Annotated in this window: 24 protein-coding genes; 5 read left to right on the top strand and 19 right to left on the bottom strand. The window is 57.5% G+C overall.

Annotation, left to right across the window (positions count from 1 at the left end):
• Positions 1-310: 310 nt before the first annotated feature.
• From pseI to pseB, 9 genes are all read right to left on the bottom strand, one after another.
• A complete protein-coding gene (gene pseI / locus P8S53_RS13465; RefSeq protein ID WP_277804482.1) occupies positions 311-1,357 on the bottom strand; it encodes a pseudaminic acid synthase in 1,047 nt (348 codons plus the stop codon).
• Positions 1,350-2,000, bottom strand: coding sequence for a formyltransferase family protein (locus P8S53_RS13460; protein WP_277804481.1), 651 nt, complete (start codon positions 1,998-2,000; stop codon positions 1,350-1,352). The genes pseI and P8S53_RS13460 overlap by 8 nt, the downstream gene beginning before the upstream one ends.
• Positions 1,990-3,126 (bottom strand): UDP-2,4-diacetamido-2,4,6-trideoxy-beta-L-altropyranose hydrolase, encoded by a 1,137-nt coding sequence (gene pseG, locus P8S53_RS13455; protein ID WP_277804480.1) that lies wholly within the window; start codon positions 3,124-3,126, stop codon positions 1,990-1,992. Before pseG ends, P8S53_RS13460 begins: the two co-directional genes overlap by 11 nt.
• Positions 3,087-3,779, bottom strand: coding sequence for a pseudaminic acid cytidylyltransferase (gene pseF / locus P8S53_RS13450; protein ID WP_277804479.1), 693 nt, complete (start codon positions 3,777-3,779; stop codon positions 3,087-3,089). Before pseF ends, pseG begins: the two co-directional genes overlap by 40 nt.
• On the bottom strand, positions 3,776-4,927 hold the full coding sequence (pseC, locus tag P8S53_RS13445) for a UDP-4-amino-4,6-dideoxy-N-acetyl-beta-L-altrosamine transaminase (protein ID WP_277804478.1): 1,152 nt from the start codon (positions 4,925-4,927) through the stop codon (positions 3,776-3,778). Before pseC ends, pseF begins: the two co-directional genes overlap by 4 nt.
• Before the next feature lie 79 nt (positions 4,928-5,006).
• A complete protein-coding gene (locus P8S53_RS13440) occupies positions 5,007-5,807 on the bottom strand; it encodes a hypothetical protein (RefSeq protein WP_277804477.1) in 801 nt (266 codons plus the stop codon).
• A gap of 257 nt (positions 5,808-6,064) precedes the next feature.
• On the bottom strand, positions 6,065-7,420 hold the full coding sequence (locus tag P8S53_RS13435) for a DUF4910 domain-containing protein (RefSeq protein ID WP_277804476.1): 1,356 nt from the start codon (positions 7,418-7,420) through the stop codon (positions 6,065-6,067).
• Positions 7,421-8,404, bottom strand: a complete 984-nt coding sequence (locus tag P8S53_RS13430; RefSeq protein ID WP_277804475.1) for a sulfotransferase — start codon at positions 8,402-8,404, stop codon at positions 7,421-7,423.
• A 64-nt stretch (positions 8,405-8,468) separates the two neighbouring features.
• The gene (pseB, locus tag P8S53_RS13425; protein WP_306417936.1) at positions 8,469-9,467 is read right to left on the bottom strand and encodes a UDP-N-acetylglucosamine 4,6-dehydratase (inverting); all 999 of its coding nucleotides are present in this window, start codon (positions 9,465-9,467) and stop codon (positions 8,469-8,471) included.
• Between the two features lie 404 nt (positions 9,468-9,871).
• Between pseB and P8S53_RS13420 the strand changes: the two genes are divergently transcribed.
• A complete protein-coding gene (locus P8S53_RS13420) occupies positions 9,872-10,315 on the top strand; it encodes a DUF3592 domain-containing protein (protein ID WP_277806716.1) in 444 nt (147 codons plus the stop codon).
• A gap of 448 nt (positions 10,316-10,763) precedes the next feature.
• Here P8S53_RS13420 and P8S53_RS13415 read toward each other — a convergent pair whose 3' ends face one another.
• Positions 10,764-13,028 (bottom strand): adenosylcobalamin-dependent ribonucleoside-diphosphate reductase, encoded by a 2,265-nt coding sequence (locus P8S53_RS13415; protein ID WP_277804473.1) that lies wholly within the window; start codon positions 13,026-13,028, stop codon positions 10,764-10,766.
• 230 nt (positions 13,029-13,258) lie between these two features.
• On the opposite strand from P8S53_RS13415, the gene P8S53_RS13410 reads away from it, so the two are divergent.
• Together P8S53_RS13410 and P8S53_RS13405 are read left to right on the top strand one after the other, a co-directional pair.
• On the top strand, positions 13,259-14,509 hold the full coding sequence (locus P8S53_RS13410) for an MFS transporter (RefSeq protein WP_277804472.1): 1,251 nt from the start codon (positions 13,259-13,261) through the stop codon (positions 14,507-14,509).
• A gap of 202 nt (positions 14,510-14,711) precedes the next feature.
• Complete coding sequence (locus P8S53_RS13405; protein WP_277804471.1) at positions 14,712-15,185, top strand: CoA-binding protein; 474 nt, start codon at positions 14,712-14,714, stop codon at positions 15,183-15,185.
• Between the two features lie 293 nt (positions 15,186-15,478).
• On the opposite strand, the gene P8S53_RS13400 is transcribed toward P8S53_RS13405, so the two are convergent.
• From P8S53_RS13400 to hisF, 3 genes are all read right to left on the bottom strand, one after another.
• On the bottom strand, positions 15,479-16,381 hold the full coding sequence (locus P8S53_RS13400; protein WP_277804470.1) for an EamA family transporter: 903 nt from the start codon (positions 16,379-16,381) through the stop codon (positions 15,479-15,481).
• A gap of 76 nt (positions 16,382-16,457) precedes the next feature.
• On the bottom strand, positions 16,458-16,772 hold the full coding sequence (locus P8S53_RS13395; protein WP_306417935.1) for a phosphoribosyl-ATP diphosphatase: 315 nt from the start codon (positions 16,770-16,772) through the stop codon (positions 16,458-16,460).
• Between the two features lie 11 nt (positions 16,773-16,783).
• Complete coding sequence (gene hisF, locus P8S53_RS13390; protein ID WP_277804468.1) at positions 16,784-17,545, bottom strand: imidazole glycerol phosphate synthase subunit HisF; 762 nt, start codon at positions 17,543-17,545, stop codon at positions 16,784-16,786.
• A 112-nt stretch (positions 17,546-17,657) separates the two neighbouring features.
• Between hisF and P8S53_RS13385 the strand changes: the two genes are divergently transcribed.
• Positions 17,658-17,984: a TraR/DksA C4-type zinc finger protein gene (locus P8S53_RS13385; RefSeq protein ID WP_277804467.1), complete on the top strand. Its 327-nt coding sequence runs from the start codon at positions 17,658-17,660 to the stop codon at positions 17,982-17,984.
• 42 nt (positions 17,985-18,026) lie between these two features.
• On the top strand, positions 18,027-19,634 hold the full coding sequence (locus tag P8S53_RS13380; RefSeq protein WP_277804466.1) for a peptide chain release factor 3: 1,608 nt from the start codon (positions 18,027-18,029) through the stop codon (positions 19,632-19,634).
• Between the two features lie 56 nt (positions 19,635-19,690).
• Here the strand turns inward: P8S53_RS13380 and lexA are convergent, their stop codons facing one another.
• From lexA to P8S53_RS13350, 6 genes are all read right to left on the bottom strand, one after another.
• Complete coding sequence (gene lexA, locus P8S53_RS13375; RefSeq protein WP_277804465.1) at positions 19,691-20,383, bottom strand: transcriptional repressor LexA; 693 nt, start codon at positions 20,381-20,383, stop codon at positions 19,691-19,693.
• A 78-nt stretch (positions 20,384-20,461) separates the two neighbouring features.
• Positions 20,462-21,634, bottom strand: a complete 1,173-nt coding sequence (glp, locus tag P8S53_RS13370) for a gephyrin-like molybdotransferase Glp (protein WP_277804464.1) — start codon at positions 21,632-21,634, stop codon at positions 20,462-20,464.
• A complete protein-coding gene (gene moaC, locus P8S53_RS13365; protein WP_277804463.1) occupies positions 21,631-22,110 on the bottom strand; it encodes a cyclic pyranopterin monophosphate synthase MoaC in 480 nt (159 codons plus the stop codon). Before moaC ends, glp begins: the two co-directional genes overlap by 4 nt.
• A gap of 1 nt (position 22,111) precedes the next feature.
• On the bottom strand, positions 22,112-22,918 hold the full coding sequence (gene trpC / locus P8S53_RS13360; protein ID WP_277804462.1) for an indole-3-glycerol phosphate synthase TrpC: 807 nt from the start codon (positions 22,916-22,918) through the stop codon (positions 22,112-22,114).
• Positions 22,919-22,933: 15 nt separating this feature from the next.
• Positions 22,934-23,956: an anthranilate phosphoribosyltransferase gene (gene trpD / locus P8S53_RS13355; protein WP_306417811.1), complete on the bottom strand. Its 1,023-nt coding sequence runs from the start codon at positions 23,954-23,956 to the stop codon at positions 22,934-22,936.
• Entirely contained in the window at positions 23,953-24,534 is a 582-nt protein-coding gene (locus tag P8S53_RS13350) for an aminodeoxychorismate/anthranilate synthase component II (RefSeq protein WP_277804461.1), read from the bottom strand. Before P8S53_RS13350 ends, trpD begins: the two co-directional genes overlap by 4 nt.
• Between the last annotated feature and the right edge of the window lie 94 nt (positions 24,535-24,628).

Genomic DNA, 24,628 nt, shown 5'->3' with positions numbered 1-24,628 from the left:
GGCTGTAGAGGCCAAAGTACTCGAATAATCCGACATTCCCAGAGTGGACTGTCGCTTGAGCGCAGGTTCGCCTGAAACTGCGCATAATTCAAGTGATTGTCGCCTTGGGCAGCATCCGCGGTTGCGAGAACGCCCGGAGTCGGGCAGATCAAGTCGCGAAGCTCTAACAAGCTCTGACTGCCAAGCGCTTCATCCAATTCGCGCAACACCAAGAGGCCGTTTCCTGAGCTGAGTCGCGTCAACAAGATCACGAGTTCACTTGAGGAATGCGGGTTCACTTTGCTGCCGGAAGCGAGGGGCCGAGCGCGACTTACCCGACATCTGATAGCCGAACCGGAGAATTGCAGCCTATGTCATGCTTCACAGGCTTCCCCAAAATCTCATCCAGAAATTTCGGGGCCAACCCATACCCTGGCCGCACGCTTCGCACGCAATCTGCCGTAATGACGTCACCTGCCTTCATGTCCTTGACAAAGTACAGAGACCGCCGAAATTTCACATTGGCCACTTCGCTGGATTTGCGTCCGTAATCGACTGTACCCATCGCTTCCCAAGCTGTGCGCGCGCCTTTGCACAGCGCTGCAAATTCATCTGGCTCCAGCGAAAAACTGTCATCCGGTCCACCGCCTGCCCGGTCGAGCGTCATATGCTTCTCAATGATCGTCGCGCCGAGCGCCACGCTCGCGATGGCAGTGGTATTGTCGATCGTATGGTCTGAAAGGCCCACGGGCACGTCGAAACGCGCAGCCATATCAGACAGCGTGGCGAGGTTGTAATCGGATGCGGGTGCAGGATAGCCAGAAACACAGTGCAGCAGGGCCAGTTCCGCGCAGCCCCCCGCGCGTGCGGCGTCAACGGCCTCGGTTATTTCTTCGAGATCGGCCATTCCGGTCGAGATGATCATCGGCTTGCCCTTCGAGGCCACATACCGGATCAACGGAATATCCACTGCCTCAAAGGATGCAATTTTGTATGCCGGAGCGCCAAGCTCTACTAGAAGGTCGACTGCGGTGGGATCGAAGGGCGACGAGAACATCGTGATGCCGCGCGCCTTCGCGTGAGCGAACAGGGCTTCATGCCATTCCCATGGCGTATGCGCCCATTCGTAAAGCTCGTAAAGCGTCCGTCCAGCCCAGAGTCCATCCGTGATTTGAAAGTCTGGGGTATGAGTGTTCAACGTTATTGTGTCTGGGCGGTATGTCTGTATCTTGACGGCATCCGCGCCCGCCTTTTGTGCCGCATCGATGATCCTGAGTGCCTGATCAAGGTTTCCGTTATGATTGGCTGATAGTTCGGCAATGATGTAAGGTGGATGTCCCCGGCCGATCTGCCGACCTTCTATTTTCACACTACTCATCACTTTGTACCTTTTTCAAGTGGACAGTATAGACGTGTCCCTGAATACGAAAATACGCAGGGTATCGGTCTGGATCACAAACCCTGATTTTATCAAACTGCTCGGCAATAGAAACGTTTGGATCGAGTTCGCTGTCTGCAGGTGTTCTGCGTGGATAATAGCTTACCTCTTCACTAGACTGAGGTTGAGGAGATTCCCCGCGCTCTACCATGTCTATAACATGGTCCAAAAGTGATATTTCGGTTTTGAAAAGAGATATGTTTATTTCATCGTAAAGTTCATGCCGGGCGACTTCAAAATTCTTTTTTTTCCACACAGCGCCACTATCGATTTGATCCTCAGCATTGATTGCTGAGACCGTTATTGTAGTCGCACCTTCTACTATCGACCAGATGTGAGGGCTCCAGCCGCGGCCTCTTGGCAAGTCACTTGCGTGAAGCACAACACATTGCCCATATAGATCTCGCGCATCTTTAGGAATTATCTCAGTACAGGACACCATGAAGAGTATATCGCCAGATGTCAGTTGATCTTTCCTACGCAGAAGCGTCAACTCATGTTCGCTTTCTCGCTCGCGGGCCCACGCCATTAACCAAGTGTTTACTGGGTGATCTTCCGATGAACAGATTATGTCAATTTTCATGGGTCACTCCAACGCCTATTTGGGCAAGCACCCGCTCCGTGCCTATACCATCGCAGGTTGCGGCGGCGTTCTCCGACAGCATGGAGAGGATCGCGGGGTTGCAGGCTTGGACAAGAGCCGCATGCATGTTGCGCTCGAAATTTGAATTCTTCACTGGCCCTAGATCGACCCCAGCACCAACCGCCGCGATTGATTGCGCGATCCCTGCCTGATTGTCAGCTATCTGCACGATGATCGAGGGCAGACCGAGGCAGCAGCGCTCCCAAGTCGTCGCCCCGCCAGCACCAATGGCCAGATCAGCGTTAGCCATACGCGACGCCATATCGGACACATCGACCAGTACTTCAGTTGGCCAAGGCAATTCCTGCGCTTTTCCGCGCACCTTCTCAAGTGCCGGGGCCTGCGCGCCCATTATGACGCATATGCGCAAATCATCTGGAAGGTCAGCGCCGGCAATCGCATCAAGGATCTGCGAGGTTGCATCCTGTGCATCGACGCCGCCCATTGTAATGAGAATATGACACAGCCCGCGTCCCGCCCGCTCGGCAGTAGACCGCAAGCGCATCGCTGCAAATTCGGGGCGCAGCAGCGCATATTGAGGGCCAATCAGACGCATGCAGTGATCTGGCACCAATCCATCATAGGCAGCTACGTTTCGCCCCAGGTTCTGATCCAGCATCAGATCGCAGGCATGAGGGCGATCGGCCAGATCATCAATTACCATAAGGCGCGTGCCTTCTGGTAATACGGCCCGTTGCCAGCGCGCATCAAACGCATAATGGTCCATGACAAGCCAGTCCGGCGCGTCACCAAGGACGGCACGCATCTCTGCGGCGTCCTGTTTCCAGTCTACGCCTGCCCAGTAAGCATGCACTGGCGGCCCCGGCGGCAACGGACCTTCGGGCGCAGGAAGTAACGACACCTCAAATCCGTCAGCCTTGATCCGGTCGGCCATATTTCCGGGATGCGCCCGTGTAATGAATCGGCAGACTGCTCCAGCCTCGCGCAGGGCACGCGCCAAGGTCAGACAGCGCATGACGTGGCCGGTGCCAATCTGGAGTGAGGCGTCAGTGCGGAAGGTGATCTTCATTCTGGAGTTTCTGACTTTAGTGCCCGCATCATCCATTCTGCGTGGACCCAGTCTTCGTTGGTGTCAATATCTTGAACACGATGGCGCGGCAGTTTCAGACCATATGCGCCGCATTCGAATATGCCCTTGTTGCCCTTCCATGTTGCGGCAGTCGCCCAGTAGAATTGTCCCGCATCATGCCACGCTTCTTCCAGGTCTTGCGAGCGCACGTTCATGTTTTCAGGATGGAACATCTCGACGACACCAGACTCCTTGCGCCGTAATGCGCGCTGGATTGGGAACGCAAAAGTGGTCACGCTCATCACAAAACGTGCCTGCGTTTCCTCAAGAAGTCTGCACCCGTCGCTAAGATATTCCGGCAGCACGAAAGGAGAGGTCGCATATAGACAACACACGGATGTTTGCGCATCCAGTTTCAGTTGGCGAATAGCGTCTGCAATTACAGGAATTGTCGGTGTATGGTCGTCGGCCAGTTCAGAGGTGCGACGGAAAGGGGCTTGAGCGCCATGATCTTCCGCCACCTGAGCAATGTCATCATCATCGGTTGATACAATAATTTGGTCAAAGCACCCGCTATCCTGCGCGGCCTGAATGGACCATGCGATCATCGGTTTGCCGCAGAAATTCCGGATATTCTTGCGCGGGATTCGCTTTGAGCCACCCCTTGCGGGAATGATGCAAACCCTCATCCGACTAATGCCTTCTTCAATGCAGCAACAACTTGCGCCTGTTCCTGATCTGTCAATCCAGCATGCAAGGGTATTGAGATAGCGCGGGAGTAATACTCCTCCGACGTTGGGAAATCGCCAAGTGTGAACCCTTGATCCCTGTAATAGGGCTGCAAATGCACAGGGATGTAATGCAGGTTCACGCCGATCCCGTCAGCACGCAGGGCTTCAAAGGTCGACCGGTGGCGGACAAAATCGTGTAGGCGTATGATGTAGAGATGCCAGGATGATGCGGCCCCTGCCTGTCGCTCCGGTCGAAACAGAGGCAACCCCTCCAGTGCTGTATCGTAAGCGTCAGCAAGGCTCCGGCGGCGGGCGATGAATGTGTCCAGCTGGTCCATCTGGCTAAGCCCCAGCGCCGCCTGCATTTCCGTCATACGATAATTCCAGCCTAATTCCAGCTGCTGGTAATACCATGGCCCATCTGGAGCATGTGTCATCAGCGCCGGGTCGCGGGTGATACCGTGGCTGCGCAGCCGGTCCATGCGCGCGGCCAGCCCTGCATCATTTGTCAGCGCCATGCCGCCCTCGGCCGTGGTGATGATCTTGACCGGGTGGAAGCTGAACACCGTGATGTCCGAATGCGCGCAATTGCCGACAGGTGCCCCCATATATTCGGCGCCAATGGCATGGCTGGCGTCCTCGATAATCCGTATGCTGTGGGCGCGGGCGAGTTCGGAAATTTTCACCATATCGGGGGACTGCCCGCACATATGCACCGCGACAATGACCTTGGGCAGTTTGCCAGTGCGGGCGGCTTCGTCCAGCTTCGCCTCCAGTGCATCAGGGCAGATGTTGAACGTATCGGGATTAATATCGACGAAGTCTACATCTGCGCCACAATAGCGACCGCAATTGGCGGATGCGACAAAAGTAATGGGCGAAGTCCAGAGCAGATCGCCAGGTCCGAGATCAAGAGCGAGGCAGGCGATGTGGAGGGCCGAGGTGGCGGAATTGACGGCAATTGCATGAGCAGCATCCACGCGGCTGGCAACCGCTTTTTCAAAGGCGGGCACTGCTGGACCTTGGGTCAGATAGTCTGATCGAAGCACAGCCTCCACTGCGCGAATGTCCTCGTCACTGATGATTTGTCGTCCGTACGGAATCATTCTGCGCTCCAGCCCTATCTTTTTCACGCGATACACAACAGGCATTTAGCATTTGCAATGCAATCGAAGTGGCATCGTTCTATCTATTCTCTACTGGTATTTCTTCAACACCTCGAAGAAGTTGCGCTTCTCGTCGTAGCATTTTCAGTGCAGGTATGCCCGTGATATGTGTCATGCCGAGCATGGCAGGGAAGGGTAAATTCAGAATATGGGCGATAGAAAAACGATGCTGTGCGCCTTGCCCCCAGAACACTTCTCCCTGCGGACCGATGTGCACATATATGCACCCCCTCCCGCGAAAAGCATTCTCACCAAGCTCCTGTTTTGTTTTGAACCTGCCGTCGCGCTGGATCGTTTCAAAGACGGCGTCTAGCTTATCATACCGTGCAATGAGGTCTGCTTTGGTTTGGCATCCACCGTCGACTGGCTTTCCCCGATAAGAAATGAGATAGAGAAGGAAGTCATAAATGCCAGTGTCCTGCCATGACATGCCCTTAACCCAATGGTCGTGGCATGCCCTGAATTTAAGCATTGAAATATAGCCTGCAGATAGATCAGCTGGATAATCAGTAACGGTAAATTTTTCTGACAGAGCAGTATGGATGGGAATTGCATGCGATACAGGCCAAGGCTCGGAGGATACGCAACCGGTGTTCCCGCGAGGGTTTTCACTACATTTTAACAGGCCGACACTCAGAAGAACACTTGACGGAATGAAGCTTGAGCATTGTTCTGGTTTTATCCATAGTTGCTCTGCATATCTGGGCGCGGCAGGTCCGTATTGCAGAGTGTTGGCCAGATCACGCCGAAAAGCACGGAGCTTGTGAATTCGCCTTCGGCTGAATGAAAAGAACTTTGCAATTTCGCGATGGGCTGGCATCGTTTTACTGTCTTCCTCAAAAGGCGAGTACCCTACACGAAGCACTCGATCGAGAAGGACGTCGGCGCCTACAGTCGCATGTGAGGTTTATGAATGAACTTAGCAGCGGTGGCAATATTCCTTTGTTGGCTATAACGACAGTAGCTCAAACTGCCCGATCTTAGTTCAGATGATCTAAACCCAGCACGCCTTCACCAGCACGAATGTTGGACTCGCTGTTGGTCTGGCGACCGTAGCGGAGTAGCTACACCTATTGTCTAATTTTCGCCAGCCTGTCCCGAGACGTCGCATAATAGTTGTTGCGCAAGGAGCGGCTGTGCCAACTCGTGTAGCCTAGCAAATGGAACTGAAAGTAACTCGGCAATCTCGAACAGGCTGCGGGTTCCGTCGCAGAAAGAAATCATGTCCATCATATCTTTCACTCTGCTCGTAGAACCCTTTTGTGATATATCGGGATAAAGTCCACGCTTCCCAAGTTGCGGCTCTCCTACCGTTGTACTCAAAGGCACGAAATCTTGTTCAAGGATAGTGATGGCCTGCTGAAGCGCTGCGAATCCACCCGCCAAACCCGATGCGGTCACGACGCCGCCTAGTGTATCGAGTGAGGTATGATATTCTGGATACATTCCGTACTTCGTCCGCATGATGCTTGCCACAGGTAGATCGGCCCCAGGAGAGCAATATTGACGTTCGTCGCTCCCGCGATCTAGCCAAGTATAAGACTTGTAATGGGGGTCGATGCCACGCAACACATGGCGTGCCACCCTATCTGCGATAGTATCGCCATTGCGGGAAGGAAGAAACGAATAGCTACGGTCATCCCCGATACACGAAACATTGAAACCGGCCACGATGGCCTGCTTCATTTGTTCCAGATTCCTGCTTAGATAGAGGATTGAACCAATTGTTTCGGGTACAAACACGATCCTGTAGCTGTAGCGACGGTTCTCAAGACCCATGATCCAATTCGCCAACGCTGTTGTCACGACCGGTCCTGACAACTCATTATTGGCCATAGAGGGGTGGCAAATGTATGTGGACAGGAAAATTTCTTTGGATGATTTTCCTTGAACGAGTAATTCGCCGTAGTTCATTTGTCCTGGTTCCAGATCCGCATCAATTACAGCCCGATACAAGCCGGAAGAAAGCTGACTTTTCTGTATTTCCGACATACAAAATCCCCAACGGCGTTTATAATAGGATGTCACGTAGGGGATAGAATCTGGCTGATTATTTTGAGTGTAGATATGCTCCAATAACTCTTCAAGAGGCAGCCGAGTATCGACCGGCTCTGAGTAGCCTACTACATGGAGGTTATTGTGTGCTGAATCGATTATCCGATCACCATTTTCTGCCTCAATGTAGGCGTGTCGGAATACCCATTCATCCGGGACGGTCCAGTCGAAAGCCTTATCTCCGGATTCTGCTGAATGTGTTTGCAAGTTGGGCAATTCACGCTCTAGAATTTTCAGCGTCTCTCGGACCCCGGGCCCAGTCAGAGAGCGGGTGATAGGCCAAAGTTCCTTTGCTAGCTCGAAGCAATACGCCCCAACATCCAGTGTTTCTTTTTCTAGCTTGGAACTGCTAATAGTTATTGGAGAGCCTTGTTCCATTTAGTTAACATTAGCTTGAAAGCTGTCATGATAAAAATACTTGCAGTTGTACCAATCGTAAAATCTAGAATATGCATTCAGCTTTTCTTGTTCGTTAAATTCAAGTCGATAACCCCATTCGTGCATAGCATCGCGCATCCAAAATTCAATTACTTTTGCGTCTTCGTCTGCAATGCGCTCGCGCCATCGGCCAACATTTCCAGAATACACTCCATCCATCTTCTTGTCTTCGTGGCTATTCCCCAAAAACTCCTCGCCAAGAAACGTGGGTGACAGAAGGCTTGCGCACCAATCTATTCCTAGGAATGCGACCAAATCTCGCATTTGTTTTTCAAGTTCCAATGCGAGGTCTTCAAATTTTACTGCACGAAATTCATCTGGATTTACATGCGATAGCTGACTTGCGGTCAAAAGATCTAGCCGTGCTCGGTTTATAAAGCTAGCAAGGGTTTCCTTGGGACCTTCCCCCATTTTGGAATAATAACCTTTCACGCCTGCGGCGATTGCTGCAAAATTGTCGCGAGGATCTCGGATGATTTGAATCATCTTCATTTTCTCATCAGCTCTCTTGATATCATGCCAATGTATCGATTGGGTGGTCTCCTTTAAAAGAAATGGCAGAGAGGTGTCGAGATCATTGAATTCACACCATGCGCTAGCAATTACTGATAGCAATTCAGAACGCGAAGTCAGTGCGCCAGGCGTCATGCGGTTAATCACAAAATTCAAAAAAGAGTCTAATTTGAAAACGTTGTTCGCTCCTGGAACAACATTTCCATCTATTTTGGATAAGCTTTTACCTAATACTAGCCTAATGCGATCTAGAGATTCGGTATTGTCAATAGACGGAACAAAGCAGGGAAAGTAGGCGTACAAGAGGCTTATATCAGTAGGGTAGACATTGAGTGAAGGATGGCCATCGAACAGCTTATGAAGTAAAGTAGTTCCCGATTTTCGATGCCCCGTGATAAAGATGAAATTCATTTTCAAACCTCCAGAAGAGATTCTGATTTTTTTGGAGTGTACTCATGTCTTTTAAGGCACCCCATCAGAAGATTCCGATTTTTTTGTTATTGTTTGATATCCACTGTATCAATGCATGCTCGTCCATCCAATCAGAGTTATTTGCACTTGTATAACTGAAACCCTCCTCAACCTTGCAGCCGTCCTTGATGCGTGCCGGATCGTCGGCCCATTTGTTGATCGCGGGCAGGATCTTGAAATGTGCGTCGTATTCATAGGTGTATGGTGCATCCTCGGTGCCGATCATCTGCTCATGCAGTTTCTCGCCCGGACGTATCCCGACAAACTTGTGGCTGGCCTCGGGGGCGACAACGCGTGCAATGTCGGTTACTTTCATCGAAGGAATTTTCTTCACATAGATTTCGCCGCCGATCATGTCTCCAAACGCGTGCCAGACCAGTTCGACGCCCTGCTCCAGGCTGATCATGAAGCGCGTCATGCGTGCATCCGTGATTGGCAACTCGCCCTGATCCGCGATCGACATGAAGAATGGAATCACGGAGCCGCGGGATCCCATCACATTGCCATAGCGCACCACCGAAAATCGCGTGCCATGCTCGCCTGCGTATGCGTTCCCAGCGACAAACAGCTTGTCCGATGCAAGTTTCGACGCACCATAGAGGTTAATTGGCGATGACGCCTTATCGGTTGAGAGCGCGACGACGCCCTTCACCCCTTTGTCGATGGCCGCATCAATGACGTTCATCGCCCCATTTACGTTGGTTTTGATGCACTCAAATGGGTTGTATTCAGCTGTCGGGACGATTTTGGTTGCCGCGGCATGAACGACATAGTCCACACCATCAAAGGCACGATAAAGCCGGTCACGGTCACGCACATCGCCGATGAAGAAGCGCACGCGCGGGTCATCGCCATAGAGCTTCGCCATTTCCCATTGCTTCATTTCATCACGCGAAAAGATGATCAATTTCTTGGGATTGTACTGCTTGAGTGTCAGGGGCACGAAGGTATGCCCGAATGACCCGGTACCGCCGGTGATCAGGATCGTTGAGTTGGAAAGCATCTGGAATCCGTTCATTTTCATTTCTTCTCGCAAGGAAGTTGCCGAAGATCAAGCGCTCTATAATGTTTACGCTAAGCACGGGAATGCTGCATTTCGTGATTTTGGTTCAACAAGGAACTGCGCGCGTTCTGCGTTAAGTTCCGGCAATTGCAGAAAGCTTACGGGAATGCGTTACTCGTGTTCATCGCGTCCCAGCTTGCTTTTGCACCTGCGCGTGTCCTATCTTAGCGCCTGGCTCTAGACAAAAACGAACAAGAGCCGTCATGGATTTGGTGGCAAACAGTGTCATGGGCAGTTTCGCTGTAAACCTGCGCTGCCGGACACCGCAAATTCGAAGTGATGAAATGAAAATACGAAATAGAGATACAACCACACTTGATGTCAGAGGGGCTGGCAACGTGATCATGCTTGCCGTCGTACTTCTGATACCGCTTGGGTTCGCTGGTTTGGGGGGATGGTTTGTTCTGGATGAGATGCGGTTCTCGGCATCGGCGGAAAAGGTAGAGGCGACAGTCATCGATTCCGGCCGGATCGCGCGTGACGATGGTGATTTGTATCGTCCCTTGTTCCGTTTTGAGACTGCGCAGGGGGAAATACATGAGGTGCCTGCGCATGCCGCAGCGTCAGACTACGGGTTCACTCTGCATTCCACTGTGACAGTGCTTTTCAACCCGGATCGTCCTGATCAGGTGCGCCCGCACGGGTTCTGGATGCAGTACGGGATGTGGTCAGTTTTTCTTGGGTTGGGTCTGTTTGTGTTTGCGGTTTTCGCGTGGGGCATTGGTCGCGTGATACTTCTTGATCGACGCCCTCAGAACATGAATCGCCCCGGGTTTACCGGAGAGTAAAATACGCATCGCATGAGCCCTATGACAAGGAATCGCTCCGCCCGCCTATCCCGTCGAACTGCGTGAACTTGGTGTTCGGCTGTTTTGAGAGAACCGCGCCGACGACGCCAGCGACACGGCAGCCTACAAGGCGATCGCGCCGAAGCCTGGCTGCGCCCCCTCCAGACAGCTTGCGCGTCTGGGTCAGAAGCCCGAATATTCTCCCGCGCCCTAGCGATGCGGAGCCGGGTTTCGCAGCCCTGAAGAGTTTCGGGGTTGGTGAAGGGGATAAGTTCTTCGGGACCAACGATGTCTGATCACTGGCATTGCAGCGGTCATTGATCCGCCGGAACCCCGATACATCGCCATCAGAACACCAAACGCCGCCCTTCGAGGCGGCGTTCTGCATTTTCTTTGGTTTCAAAGGCTTACCTGTCATTAAATCACAAAACGGCAACCACAAAGGGTGTTAGCCGCATTTGCTGTGCCCGCAGGCGCGGCATGTCATGCAGCCTTCGATCATGATCATCTCGAACGAGCCACAAGACGGGCACACGCGGCTTGATGGTGGTGCCCCTGCGGAATGGGCTGCCATTTCGGGATCGTATTTCAGGCCAAGGCCTTCGCCCGCGATAAACCCGATCCTGATCAGATGTTGTTCGATAACCCCGCCGATGGCGGCCAGAATCGACGGGATATATTTGCCCTGCACCCATGCGCCGCCGCGCGGGTCGAACACGGCTTTCAACTCCTCGACCACGAAAGACACATCGCCGCCGCGCCGGAACACCGCCGAAATCATTCGCGTCAGTGCCACGGTCCATGCAAAATGTTCCATGTTCTTGGAATTGATGAAAATTTCAAACGGTCGGCGGTGGCCATTGATCACAGTGTCATTGATGGTGACATAGATGGCATGTTCCGAGCCGGGCCATTTCAGCTTGTAGGTGTGCCCTTCCAAGGCGTCGGGGCGGTCGAAGGGCGCGGACAGATAGACAACATCGGCGCCCTGATCAACCTCTGGTGTGGTGTCGGTGTCTTCGGCGACCGACAGCACAGAGCCTGTCACGTCATTGGGGCGGTAGGTTGTGCAGCCCTTGCAGCCCATATCCCACGCGGCCATATAGACATCCTTGAACGCGTCAAAGCTGATGTCTTTGGGGCAGTTGATGGTTTTTGAAATCGAACTGTCCACCCATTTCTGTGCCGCCGCCTGCATGCGCACATGGTCCATGGGGGCCAGCACCTGTGCATCGACAAAATAGTCTGGCAGCGGCGCGTCGCCATGCATCTGTCGCCACATCTGCACGGCGTAATCTTCGACCTTTTCATCGGTTTTGGACCCGTCCTTTTGCAGCACCTTGCGGGTATAGCTGCGCGAAAACACAGGTTCTATCCCCGAACTGACATTGCCGGCATAAAGGCTGATTGTCCCTGTGGGTGCAATGGACGTCAGCAGCGCATTGCGAATGCCATGGGTGCGCACCGCGTCGCGCACATCATCATCCATCATCTGCATATTGCCGGACGCCAGATAGGCATCTGCATCAAACAGCGGGAATGCCCCCTTTTCAGCCGCCAGATCGACACTGGCCAGATAGGCCGCCCGCGCGATGGCGTGCATCCATGCATCAGTTTGCGCCACCGCAGCATCGGACCCGTAGCGCAACCCCGTCAGGATCAGCGCATCTGCTAGCCCTGTGACACCCAGTCCGATGCGGCGCTTGGCGCGTGCTTCCTGCGCCTGCGCCTCCAGCGGAAAGCGGCTGGCATCGACGACATTATCCATCATCCGCACGGCCATACGCACCAGATCATCAAGTTGCGCGTCATCCAGACGGGCCTGCGGGGTGAACGGGTCCACGACCAGCCGCGCCAGATTGACCGACCCCAGCAGACAGGCGCCATAGGGCGGCAGGGGTTGTTCGCCACAAGGGTTGGTGGCCGCAATGGTTTCGCAATAGGACAGGTTGTTGGCCGCGTTGATGCGGTCGATGAAGATGACACCGGGTTCGGCATAGTCATAGGTCGCGTGCATGATCCGGTTCCACAGATCGCGCGCCTGCACAGTGTGATAAATGCGCCCGTCAAACTGCAAATCCCATGCCGCATCGGCCTTGACGGCATCCATGAACGCATCGGTCACCAGAACCGACAGGTTGAACATGCGCAACCGTGCGGAATCTTGCTTGGCGGTGATGAAATCCTCGATATCAGGGTGATCGCAGCGCATGGTCGCCATCATCGCGCCGCGGCGTGATCCCGCCGACATGATGGTGCGGCACATCGCGTCCCACACATCCATGAAGGACAGCGGGCCGGACGCATCGGCGGCCACGCCTGTGACCGGCGCGCCCTTGGGGCGGATGGTGCTGAAATCATAGCCGATCCCGCCACCTTGCTGCATGGTCAGTGCCGCTTCGCGCAGCATGTCGAATATGCCGCCCATACTGTCGGGGATGGTGCCCATCACAAAGCAGTTGAACAGCGTGACACTGCGCGCGGTGCCTGCCCCTGCGGTGATGCGCCCGGCGGGCAGGAATTTGAAATCTTCCAGCGCGCTGAAAAACCGCTCTTCCCATAGCGCGGGGTCGTGCTCCACAGCGGCCAGTGCGCGGGCAATGCGGCGCCATGTATCTTCCGCGCTTTGGTCAATGGGGGTGCCATCTGCCTGTTTCAGCCGGTATTTCATGTCCCAGATCTGTTCGGCAATCGGGGCGGCAAAGCGGCTCATGGCGGGGCATCCTTTGATGATGTGCAGCGGGGAGGGGACAAGATAGGCGCAGCACTGGTGCCGGTCAACGCAGAACGCCGCAAATTGGCCAATTGATTTCGCGGTAACGGGGCTGTCGTCTGTTCGGCCTGTCATGAAACCTGCAAGAATTCCGGTGTATCACGCAGGTGGGCTGTGATGTGCAGTTGCACATGCCGCAGCAGATTGGCATCGTGGCGCATAGGCGCTGCATGAAAGGCGGTTTTTTCAACATGGCGATACAGAACCCGATGGCCGGTTGGGGGCCGTTTGTGCTGGCATTGGGTGGCACGCAGACCATCGGCTACGGGGCGGTATTTTATGCCTATCCTATCCTTGTGCCTGCCATTGCGGCGGAATTCGGCGTGTCGGGGCCTATGCTGTTCGGGGTGTTTTCTGTGGGGTTGCTGGTGGGCGGGCTGGCCTCACCGCGATTGGGGCGGTTGCTGGACCAGATCGGCGCGCCGCAGGTCATGGCGATTGGCAGTTTTCTGGCCGCGATCCTGACAGCATCAATGGCATTTGCGCCGAATTTCGCCAGTTTCGCGGTGCTGGTCATCTTGTTGCAGTCAATCAGTTTTACCGTCCTTTATGATGCGGCTTTTGTGACATTGGCGCTGAAGGAGCCCGATGACACCCGCAGCGCCATCACTCGGCTGACCCTGATCGGGGGATTTGCATCGACTGTGTTCTGGCCGCTGACCGGGTTTGCGGTGGAAACCTTTGGCTGGCGCGGCACATATATGGCGTTTGCAATGCTACATCTGGGGATTGCGCTGCCGTTGCATCTGTGGATTGCGCGCAAGGTGCCGGTGCCGCGCGCGGGGCAGGATACGCCCGTGCGTGCCCCGCGCCCTGAATTTCCCACGATTGCGCCTGATCACCTGCGCGCCGCCTTTGTGCTGCTGGCGCTGGGGTTTGCGGTCACGGGCATGGTGATTGCGGCCATCGGCGTGCATATGGTGCCGGTGTTGCTGGAACGGGGGCTGGGGCAGACGGCGTTTCTGGTGGCTATGCTGATGGGGCCTGCACAGGTGATGATCCGGCTGGTCGAGGCCGGTTTCTGGCGCAATTTCCACCCGCTAAGTGTTGCGATCATTTCCGGCGCTGCCGTGCCGCTGTCATTTTGCGCGTTGTTGCTGGCGGGGCAGGGGCAGGGTGTGGGGCTGGCGATTGTGTTTGCGCTGCTGTTCGGGGCGGGGCAGGGGCTGACCAGCATTGTGCGCGGATCGGTGCCGCTGGTGCTGTTCGGGCCTGCGGGAATCGGGGCAAGGCTGGGGCGGCTGGCGGGGTTGCGCAGCGTTATGTCGGCGGCGGCCCCGTTCCTGTTTGCCGTATCGCTGGCGCATCTGGGGCCACAGATCACGCTGTGGGTCTGCATTCTGTTGGGCGTTGTTGGGCTGGGCGCGCTGGTGGCGTTGCGCGCCAATCTGCGGGTGCAGGGGCGCTGGCACGCGGTTTAGGCCGGGCGCGGTCAAGGCCGCGTCACAAGTTTGAGATCGGCACTGGAAATTCCGCGACGGCCCCATATTTATATCATATGACGTTGGACCGGAACTCCGCGTCTGTATATCTGTTACTGTCCCTCGTTCCGCACTTGGCCCGGCCTGCTGGTCGGGCCTTTTTCTGCTTGCATATGGGCGGTATGCAGCACAATCTTGCACCATGACACCGCCAGATCATGCCCAGTTGAAACGCATTTTGCAACGCGCGCGGGTTATTGCCGTGGTGGGCGTGTCGGCCAATCCGGTGCGGCCCAGCTATTTCGTTGCGCGCTATCTGAAGCTGAAGGGCTATCGCATCATTCCGGTCAATCCCGGACTGGCGGGCCAGTCGCTGTTTGGCGAAACCGTTCGTGGCAGTCTTGCGGAGTGCCCGCCGCAGGTGGATATGGTGGATATTTTCCGCAGGTCCGAACATGTGCCCCCGCTTGTGAATGAGGCGCTGGCGAGTTTGCCACAACTGCGCACGGTCTGGATGCAGATCGGTGTGCAAAATGCGCAAGCCGCCGAGACGGCCCGCGCGCGCGGCGTTGATGTCGTGGAAAACCTGTGCCCGAAAATGGAATACCAGCGCCTGTTTGGCGAATTGCGCATGGGCGGGATCAATACAGGCGTGATTTCATCGCGGCTGGATTAGGCTTGCGGGCGTGTCAGACCGGCAGGCAGGGGCGGTTGATTCTGGCATGAAGGGGACGTTGGAATTTCCTAAGGCGCAGAACCAAGGCCGCAGGTGGCCCACGCCATCGGTGGGCCGTCCCGCGGCCTGCCGATTTGGTTGATGTCATGCCAAGCCTTTGAACGCAGGAGTATGCAGCCCGCATAAAGTGAACTTCACCAACGCCGGATCGGCAGCCCCCGGCCCACCGATGGTGCGGGCTTTGTCCAGGCACGAACGTCCCCTTCAGGCCAGTCCCCCCAAACAGGAACACTTCAGCGCCCGAATTCCACGATCACCGCGCCAATCGCAATCATCACCATCAGCGCCAGTTTGCGCGGCCCGACCCGTTCGCGCAGGATGAACCAGCCGATCAGCGCTGCAAACACGGTCGAGGTTTCGCGCAGAATTGCCGCTTCGCCCACCTTGCCCACCAACGTCGCAATCATCACGCCGCCGAAGCTGATATAGGCAATCAATGCGCCCGCCAGCCCGCGCAACAACAAAGGCGCAGGGCGCGGCGGGTGTGTCATGCGCCGGTATCGCGCCCATGCAAGAAACGGAAAATCCAGCGCTGTCAGAAAGAAAAACCACGCCAGAAAGCTGAACGGATCGCCCGACAACCGGATGGCCCATGCATCATAGGTGGTATAGACCGCCACCATCACGCCGCCCGCCAGCGCCCAGCCCAGCCCGATTTTCAGCGCGCGCATGTCAATCTGTTCTTCGGACAGGTTGCGCAGCGCCAAAAGCAGAATGCCCCCCGACAGGCAGGCCACACCCAGCCATTGCATAAGTGTGTAGCTTTCGCCGAAGATCGCCATGGCCGCAATGACGGTAATGACCGGACCGGTGCCCCGAACAACCGGATAAACCACCGTATAGGCGGCCTTTTCATAGGCCAGCGCCATGGCCAGCTTATAGATGAAATGAATGACAATAACGCCCAGCAACACCGGCCACATGGCCGCACTGGGCCAGTTGACGAAAAACAGTGCCACAGGGGCCGACAGCACTGCCAGCCACAGATCGATGGACCCGCGTGTCATCCACGGGTCATGCGCGCCTTTTTGCAATGCGCCGAAAATGGCATGCGCAAGTGCGGATGTCAGCGCAAGGATCGTGGCCAGCCGCGCGCCTTCCGGCGTGCCAACAAGCGAAAGAAGCCAGTCACCCATCTGAGTCTGCCTAAAATGTTAACCTGTTCAGGATATACTGTTGCCTGTGCCCCGACAAGAGGCCACACCGCAGGGGTCAGACATCGCGCGCGGCTTTCTCGGCCAGACCGGAGGTGCCTTCGCGGCGCGTCAGTTCTGCGTTGATCTGCGCAAGGGTTACCCCGCGCGCGGCACACATGACCAGCAGGTGATACAGCACATCCGCCGCTTCCGATGTCAGGCGGTCCGCATCCCCCTTGACCGCTTCGATCACGGCCTCGATCGCTTCCTCGCCGAATTTTTCGGCGCATTTTTCGGGGCCTTTGGCCAACAGCTTGGCCGTCCAGCTGCTGTCGGGGTCTGCGCCCGCGCGGTCTGCGATTGTGGCGGCCAGCCGTTCCAGCGCGCTCATGCCAATCTCGCTCATGCCAGCCTCACTGGCAGGCCCGCTGCGGCCATATGCGCCTTTGCCTGCCCAATCGTGTATTCGCCAAAGTGGAAAATGGATGCCGCCAGCACCGCCGAGGCGCCGCCCTGCGTCACCCCTTCGACCAGATGGTCCAGCGTGCCAACCCCGCCCGATGCGATGACAGGCACAGGCACCGCATCTACAATGGCGCGCGTCAGGGGCAGGTTAAACCCCGCGCGCGTGCCGTCACGGTCCATGCTGGTCAACAGGATTTCGCCCGCGCCTTTTGCTGCCATAGTGCGGGCAAATTCCACCGCATCAATCCCTGTGGGTTTGCGCCCGCCATGGGTGAATATTTGCCATTCGCCGGGGGCGACGGTCTTGGCATCGATGGCCACAACGATGCACTGGCTGCCGAAACGGTCCGCAGCGCGTGCCACCACATCAGGGTCGGCGACGGCGGCGGAATTGAAACTGACCTTGTCGGCACCCGCCAGCAACAGCGCGCGCACGTCATCAACACTGCGCACCCCGCCGCCCACGGTCAGCGGCATAAAACACTGCTCGGCGGTGCGGGTGACCAGATCGAACATGGTGCCGCGGTTTTCATGGGTTGCGTGAATGTCCAGAAAGCACAATTCATCCGCACCCGCCGCATCATAGGCGCGTGCGGCTTCGACCGGATCACCGGCATCGACAAGATCCACGAAATTGACGCCTTTGACCACGCGGCCATCAGCGACATCAAGGCAGGGTATGATGCGTGTTTTCAACATGCCGCCCTTCTAACGCCCTGCGCGCGCCGCGAAAAGGGGCATTTGACAAGGATCAAGGACGCGGGCTGTCATTTCCATCATCATGGGGCGTAACCAGAAGGAACGACACCCCATGACCGACACAAATTCGCTTGAAGACCGCAACGCGCAACTGACGGAACGGCGGCTTGAACTGCTGGCGCGCATGAATTTTGTCGATCAGGAATTGTCCAACCCCGGCAGCCCCGACTGGGAAGAAAACGCCACAGAGCATGAAGAAGACGAAACCCTGAGCGCGCTGGGCCAGTCCGCACAGGCCGAATTGCGCATGATTGATGCGGCATTCACGCGGCTGGAACTGGGGGAATACGGGTTTTGCACGACATGTGGCACAGCGATAAGTGCCGTGCGGCTGGATCTGCTGCCTGCAACGCCGTTTTGCAAGCGCTGTGCGCAGTAACAGCACCTTGCATGGGCGCGCGCCAGCGCATATACGCGCGCCATGTTGGATCATGCCCCGAACCGCCCCGCATTGCCGCCCGAAATTGCGCGGCGCAGAACATTTGCCATCATCTCGCATCCAGATGCGGGCAAGACAACGCTGACCGAAAAATTCCTGCTATTCGGCGGCGCGATCCAGATGGCGGGGCAGGTGCGCGCCAAGGGCGAGGCGCGGCGCACGCGGTCGGATTTCATGCAGATGGAAAAAGATCGCGGCATTTCGGTCTCTGCGTCGGCCATGTCATTTGACTATGACACCTACCGCTTCAACCTGGTGGACACGCCCGGTCACTCTGACTTCTCGGAAGATACGTATCGCACCCTGACGGCTGTGGATGCGGCGGTCATGGTGATTGACGGGGCCAAAGGGGTCGAGTCCCAGACCCGCAAACTGTTCGAGGTATGCCGCCTGCGCGACCTGCCAATCTTGACATTTTGCAACAAAATGGACCGTGAAAGCCGCGATACTTTCGATATTATTGACGAAATTCAACAAAACCTTGCGATTGATGTGACCCCCGCCAGCTGGCCCATAGGGCAGGGCGCGGATTTTCTGGGCTGCTATGATTTGCTGCGCAACCGGCTGGAACTGATGGACCGCGCCGACCGCAACAAGGTCGCCGAAAGCATTGTTCTTGAAGGGTTGAATGATCCCCGAATGGCCGATCATGTGCCGGCCGGATTGCTGGCGCAGTTGCGCGAAGAAGTGGAAATGGCACGCGAATTGCTGCCGCCCCTTGACGCCAAATCCGTGATGGAGGGGCATTTGTCCCCGATCTGGTTCGGGTCTGCGATCAATTCCTTCGGGGTGAAGGAACTGATGCGCGGCATTGCCGATTATGCGCCTGAACCCCAGCCCCAGACCGCGCAATCGCGCCAGATCGCGCCGGAAGAAGGCAAGGTCACGGGGTTCGTGTTCAAGGTGCAGGCGAATATGGACCCCAAGCACCGCGACCGTGTGGCCTTTGTCCGGCTGGCGTCAGGGCATTTTGAACGGGGTATGAAGCTGCTGCATGTGCGGTCCAAAAAACAGATGACAGTTGCAAGCCCTGTGTTGTTTCTGGCCGCCGACCGTGAACTGGCGGAAGAGGCGTGGGCGGGCGACATTATCGGCATTCCCAATCACGGGCAGTTGCGCATCGGGGACGCCCTGACCGAGGGCGAGGCGCTGCGCTTCAGCGGTATCCCGTCCTTTGCGCCGGAACTGCTGCAAGCGTGCCGCGCAGGTGATCCGATGAAGGCCAAACATCTGGACAAGGCGCTGATGCAATTTGCCGAAGAAGGCGCGGCAAAGGTGTTCAAGCCGGTCTTCGGGTCGGGTTTCATTGTCGGGGTGGTCGGCCAGTTGCAGTTTGAAGTGCTGGCCAGCCGGATTGAACTGGAATACGGGCTGCCCGTCCGGTTTGAACCCACGCAGTTCACATCGGCGCGTTGGGTGGCGGGCGAAAAGCAAGCGGTCGAGGATTTTGCCGCTGCCAACAAACAGCATATGGCGACAGACAGTGACGGCGATCCGGTCTTTATGACCCGCCTGCAATGGGATATTGACCGCGTTGGGCGCGATTACCCCGATATTCGCCTGACGGCGACCAAGGACATGATGGTGTAAATCCGCCCCTTATTTGGGCAGGTATGCGTTAAACCGGCTTGCGGTGCGGGTGCCGGTCAGTAGCTGCGGATCAGCCCGACCAGCCTGCCCTGAACCTGAACCTGATCATCGCGCAACAGGCGGGTTTCATAGGCCGGATTGGCCGCTTCCAGTGCGATCATGCCATTATGGCGGCGAAAGCGTTTCAGCGTCGCTTCATGACCTTCGACAAGGGCCACGACAATATCGCCGTTATTTGCTGTGTCCTGTTCGCGGATGACAACGATATCCCCGTCATTGATGCCCAGATCGATCATTGAATCGCCCTGCACTTCAAGCGCGTAATGCTGTTTGCGCGTGTCCAGCATGGACCCCGGCACGGCCACATTGCGCACCACTTCGCTGATCGCTTCAATGGGGGTGCCTGCGGCGATCTTGCCCATGATGGGCAGGGTCATTGCACTTGCTTCCACAGCCATGGATCTGGCGGGCGGGGCGGGTTTGTCCGTCACGCCCCCGTCAAGAACCTGCGGCACGAACCCTTCGCGCGACAAGGCGTCGGGCAGTTTCAACACTTCGATTGCGCGGGCGCGGTGGGGCAGGCGGCGAATGAAACCGCGTTCTTCCAATGCTGTAATCAACCTGTGGATGCCAGATTTGGACCGCAGGTCCAGCGCGTCCTTCATTTCGTCAAAGGATGGCGCGACCCCGTCCTTTTCCATGCGCGTATGGATCAGTTTCAATAGGTCAATCTGTTTTCGCGTCAGCATTTTGTCCCCCCGACAGGTCATGGATTACAAATATTCACCTTATGTTCTATGCGCGTTCACAGATTGTGTCAAGCCGCCTTACAGCGCGATATACCGCATTTGTTCGCCCGCCTGGCGTGGCCCGTCGCCCGCGGGATGCACCAGCAGCGCATCGGCGCCCGCCAGCACCGACAGCAGGGAACTGTCCTGATTGCCCACAGGGGTAATCGTCGGCCCTGGCCCCAGTGTGGCGCGCATGTAATGTGTGCGCGGCCCGTTCGCGGGCAGATCAGCGCCAAGGGCGGCGGTTGCGGTGGGCATAGGCCATTGCCCAAGCCCCTGCATGGCGCGCAGCGCAGGGCGCATGAACAAATGGGCGCAAACGATTGATGACACGGGGTTTCCGGGTAAACCCAGCAGCAGCGCGCCTTGCAGCGTTCCGGCCATCAGGGGTTTTCCGGGGCGCAGGGCGATTTTGTAGAAACTGCGCTTGGCACCCAGCATATCTGCCACAGGGCCAACCAGATCATGATCGCCCACGGACGCGCCGCCGATGGTGACAATCATATCCGCGCCCGATGCCAGTTCAAACACCGCCCGCAAGGAGCGTTCGGTATCGGATGCGATGGGCAGAATGCGGGCGCGCGCCCCTTCGGCTTCGGCCAGTGCCTTGATTGCGAATGCGTTGGACGCAATGATCTGGTCGGCGGCGGGCGTGGCCCCCGGCATGACAAGTTCATCGCCGGTGGCAATGATGGCCACATCGGGGCGGCGGCTGACCGTCACATTCGGGCAGTTCATCGACGCCAGAAGCGCCAGCGCCACAGGGGCCAGCCTGCGCGGTGCGCTGATGGTGTCGCCTGCCGTGAAATCGGCGGCGCGGGGCCGGATATGGGTGGAGCGGTCCAGCGTGTCCGGCAGGGTGATCCGGCCATCATGGCAGGTGGTGTCTTCTTGCAGGACCACGCGCCCCACACCTGCGGGCACGGGCGCGCCGGTGAAAATGCGCACTGCGTCGCCAAGGCCTACCGTGCCGTTGAACGCATGTCCGGCGGCGGCTTCGCCTATAAGGCGCAAGTTTGCGCCCGCGGTTGCGTCAGCGCCCACGCCGTAGCCATCCATTGCCGAGGCCGCGAAGGGCGGCTGGTCGCGTTGCGCGCAGACCGCTTCGCGCAGCACCCGACCGGCGGCATCTTCCAGCGGCACCTGTTCGGACTCAAGTGGCCGGATCAGGGCGAATACACGGGCAAGCGCATCTTCCGGTGTGATCATGAACCGGCCTCATACCGGCCGGATTTTCCGCCATCTTTCAGCACGACGCGCGTGGCGGTGATGGTCATGGATTTTTCGGCGGCCTTGAGCATGTCATAGACTGTCAGCGCCGCGACAGATGCTGCGGTCAGGGCTTCCATTTCAACGCCGGTCTGGCCTGTGGTGCGCACTTCGGCGCGGATGCGCACACCGGGCAGGCTGTCATCCGGGGTCAGGTCCACACTGACCTTGGTAATCGGCAGCGGATGACATAGCGGGATCAGATCTGCGCAGCGTTTGGCCCCCATAATGCCCGCCAGCCGCGCAACGCCCAGCACATCGCCCTTCTTGGCGCGGCCTTCGGTGATCAGCGCCAGTGTTTCAGGCAGCATCTGCACTGCACTTTCGGCAACGGCCACCCGCGCGGTGTGGGACTTTTGCGACACATCGACCATGTGTGCGTGACCATCAGCGTCAAAATGTGTCAGTTTTTCCACATTACACCTTTTCGGACAGGGGCGGTGTCAGAAGCGCGCGGGTGGCGGCTGCGACATCGGGCTGCCGCATCAGGCTTTCGCCAATCAGGAAGCTGCGCGCGCCATGCGTGGCCAGATCGGCCAGATCTGCGGGGGTATAAATGCCGCTTTCGGCCACCAGCAACTTGCCTTCCGGCACCAGTTTTGACAGGCGGCGCGTGGTGTCCAGTGTCACCTCGAATGTATTGAGGTTGCGGTTGTTGATGCCCAGCAGGGGCGATTTCAGCGCCAGCGCGCGCTCCAGCTCAGCCTCGTCATGGGTTTCGACCAGAACATCCATGCCCCAGCCGAATGCCGCATCTTCCAATTCCTGCGCCTGCGTATCACTGACCGATGCCATGATGATCAGGATACAATCGGCGTTCAGTGCGCGCGATTCCGCGACCTGCCATGTGTCATACAGGAAATCCTTGCGCAGCGCGGGCAGGCCGACAGCGCTGCGCGCGGCGACCAGAAAGTCGTCGGCACCCTGAAAGCTGGGGGTGTCGGTCAGCACGCTTAAACAGGTGGCCCCGCCATCGGCATAGGCGCGCGCCAGTTCGGGCGGGTTGAAATCCGCGCGGATCAGGCCCTTGGACGGGCTGGCCTTCTTGATCTCGGCGATCAGCCCGTAGCCGCCCTGTTGTGCCGTGGCCAGCGCCTTGGCAAAACCGCGCGGCGGGCTGGCGTTGCGCGCGGCATCTTCAACCTGCGCGCGCGGGCGCGCGGCCTTGCGGGTGGCGACATCTTCCAGCTTATAGGCTTTGATCTTGTCCAGAATGGTGGCCATTGGCAGTCCTTTGTCTTAATCTTTCACAGGGCTGATCTTGGCCAGCGCGTTCACGGCCCGCATGGCCGCGCCTGATGCGATACTGTCGCGCGCGCGTTCCACGCCTTCGGGCAAAGATGCAGCTTTGTCGGCGACAACCAGCGCGGCTGCGGAATTCAGCAACACCGCATCACGGAATGCCGCGCGCCCTGCACCTTGCAGCATGGCCAGCAATTCCACGGCGTTTTCCTGCGGGCTGCCGCCCAGAAGCTCCTCAAACGCGTGCAGGGGCAGGCCCGCGTCTTCGGGGTGCAGGGTGAAGTCGCGCAAGCCCCCACCCTCCAGCGCGACCACCTGACTTTCGGCCGCGATCGACAATTCGTCAGTGCCGTCCCCGCCATGGACCAGCCACGCCTTGTCCGACCCAAGCGCGCGCAGGGTTTCGGCCATGGGGCGCAGCAGATCGGGGGAAAACGCGCCGGTCAGCTGGCGTTTGACGCCAGCAGGGTTTGTCAGCGGCCCAAGTATGTTGAAGATCGTGCGCGTGCCAAGTTCCGCGCGCACGGGGCCGACATGGCGCATGGCAGGGTGGTGCATAGGGGCCATCATGAAGCCGATGCCCACCTCGCGCAGGGCGCGTTCCACCACCGGCGCGCCAACCATCACCTCAATCCCCAGTGCCCCCAGCGCATCGGCGGCCCCGGATTTTGACGACAGATTGCGATTGCCGTGTTTTGCAACCGGCACGCCCGCACCTGCCACCACAAAGGCCGTTGCGGTAGAAATGTTCAGTGTGCCCTTGCCGTCACCGCCGGTGCCGACAATGTCCATCGCGCCATCAGGGGCGCTGACCTTCACGCATTTTGCCCGCATCACGCTGGCGGCGGCGGCGTATTCGTCAACGGTTTCGCCGCGCGTGCGCATGGCCATCAGGAACCCGCCGGTTTGCGCGGGCGTGGCTTGCCCCTCAAACAGCAGGTTGAAGGCAGTCTCGGCCTCTGAGCGTGTCAGGGGGCGGGCGGCTGCGATGGCGATCAGGGGTTTAAGGTCTTCCATCACGCGGAAACCTTTGCCATGTCCAGAAAGTTGCGCAGCATGGCGTGGCCATGCTCGGACCTGATGCTTTCGGGGTGAAACTGCACCCCCTCAATGGGCAATTCGCGGTGACGCAGGCCCATGACCAGCCCGTCTTCCAGCCATGATGTGACTTCCAGACAGTCGGGCAGGGTCGCGCGGTCCACAACCAGCGAATGATAGCGTGTCGCATTCAGGGGTGTTGGCAGGCCCGCAAACACACCCTTGCCTGCATGATGCATCGCGCCCAGTTTGCCATGCACGATCTGGGGCGCGCGCACCACAGTGCCGCCGAATGCCTGCCCGATGGTCTGGTGGCCCAGACACACCCCCAACAGCGGCACCCGTGCATCGGCGGCCGCCAGCGTCAGCGGCAGGCATATTCCGGCCTGATCAGGGTCGCAGGGGCCGGGCGACAGCACAATGGCCGAAGGGTTCAGCGCCATGGCCTGCTGCACATCCAGCGCATCATTGCGGTGCACCACGACATCTGCGCCAAGTTCGCCGAAATAATGCACAAGGTTATAGGTGAAGCTGTCGTAATTATCGATCAATAGCAGCATTGGCAGGGCCTTGACGGTTGGGGTGGATGCCCTGAATTCGGGACACTTGCCCTACATGCCCGCGCGCAGGCCGCAAGGTCAAGCCTACAGGCCG

It is taken from the genome of Roseinatronobacter sp. S2 (genome assembly GCF_029581395.1).
GTDB lineage: Bacteria > Pseudomonadota > Alphaproteobacteria > Rhodobacterales > Rhodobacteraceae > Roseinatronobacter.
The sequence above is the reverse complement of the archived record's forward strand: the minus strand, read 5'-3'. Positions and strand labels throughout refer to the sequence as shown.

Bases quoted from the DNA above. Each gene is read 5' to 3' on its own strand.
- pseI (WP_277804482.1), bottom strand. From the start codon at position 1,357: ATGAGTAGTGTGAAAATAGAAGGTCGGCAGATCGGCCGGGGACATCCA.
- P8S53_RS13460 (WP_277804481.1), bottom strand. From the start codon at position 2,000: ATGAAAATTGACATAATCTGTTCATCGGAAGATCACCCAGTAAACACT.
- pseG (WP_277804480.1), bottom strand. From the start codon at position 3,126: ATGGATGATGCGGGCACTAAAGTCAGAAACTCCAGAATGAAGATCACC.
- pseF (WP_277804479.1), bottom strand. From the start codon at position 3,779: ATGAGGGTTTGCATCATTCCCGCAAGGGGTGGCTCAAAGCGAATCCCG.
- pseC (WP_277804478.1), bottom strand. From the start codon at position 4,927: ATGATTCCGTACGGACGACAAATCATCAGTGACGAGGACATTCGCGCA.
- P8S53_RS13440 (WP_277804477.1), bottom strand. From the start codon at position 5,807: ATGCCAGCCCATCGCGAAATTGCAAAGTTCTTTTCATTCAGCCGAAGG.
- P8S53_RS13435 (WP_277804476.1), bottom strand. From the start codon at position 7,420: ATGGAACAAGGCTCTCCAATAACTATTAGCAGTTCCAAGCTAGAAAAA.
- P8S53_RS13430 (WP_277804475.1), bottom strand. From the start codon at position 8,404: ATGAATTTCATCTTTATCACGGGGCATCGAAAATCGGGAACTACTTTA.
- pseB (WP_306417936.1), bottom strand. From the start codon at position 9,467: ATGCTTTCCAACTCAACGATCCTGATCACCGGCGGTACCGGGTCATTC.
- P8S53_RS13420 (WP_277806716.1), top strand. From the start codon at position 9,872: ATGCTTGCCGTCGTACTTCTGATACCGCTTGGGTTCGCTGGTTTGGGG.
- P8S53_RS13415 (WP_277804473.1), bottom strand. From the start codon at position 13,028: ATGAGCCGCTTTGCCGCCCCGATTGCCGAACAGATCTGGGACATGAAA.
- P8S53_RS13410 (WP_277804472.1), top strand. From the start codon at position 13,259: ATGAAAGGCGGTTTTTTCAACATGGCGATACAGAACCCGATGGCCGGT.
- P8S53_RS13405 (WP_277804471.1), top strand. From the start codon at position 14,712: ATGACACCGCCAGATCATGCCCAGTTGAAACGCATTTTGCAACGCGCG.
- P8S53_RS13400 (WP_277804470.1), bottom strand. From the start codon at position 16,381: ATGGGTGACTGGCTTCTTTCGCTTGTTGGCACGCCGGAAGGCGCGCGG.
- P8S53_RS13395 (WP_306417935.1), bottom strand. From the start codon at position 16,772: ATGAGCGCGCTGGAACGGCTGGCCGCCACAATCGCAGACCGCGCGGGC.
- hisF (WP_277804468.1), bottom strand. From the start codon at position 17,545: ATGTTGAAAACACGCATCATACCCTGCCTTGATGTCGCTGATGGCCGC.
- P8S53_RS13385 (WP_277804467.1), top strand. From the start codon at position 17,658: ATGACCGACACAAATTCGCTTGAAGACCGCAACGCGCAACTGACGGAA.
- P8S53_RS13380 (WP_277804466.1), top strand. From the start codon at position 18,027: ATGTTGGATCATGCCCCGAACCGCCCCGCATTGCCGCCCGAAATTGCG.
- lexA (WP_277804465.1), bottom strand. From the start codon at position 20,383: ATGCTGACGCGAAAACAGATTGACCTATTGAAACTGATCCATACGCGC.
- glp (WP_277804464.1), bottom strand. From the start codon at position 21,634: ATGATCACACCGGAAGATGCGCTTGCCCGTGTATTCGCCCTGATCCGG.
- trpC (WP_277804462.1), bottom strand. From the start codon at position 22,918: ATGGCCACCATTCTGGACAAGATCAAAGCCTATAAGCTGGAAGATGTC.
- P8S53_RS13350 (WP_277804461.1), bottom strand. From the start codon at position 24,534: ATGCTGCTATTGATCGATAATTACGACAGCTTCACCTATAACCTTGTG.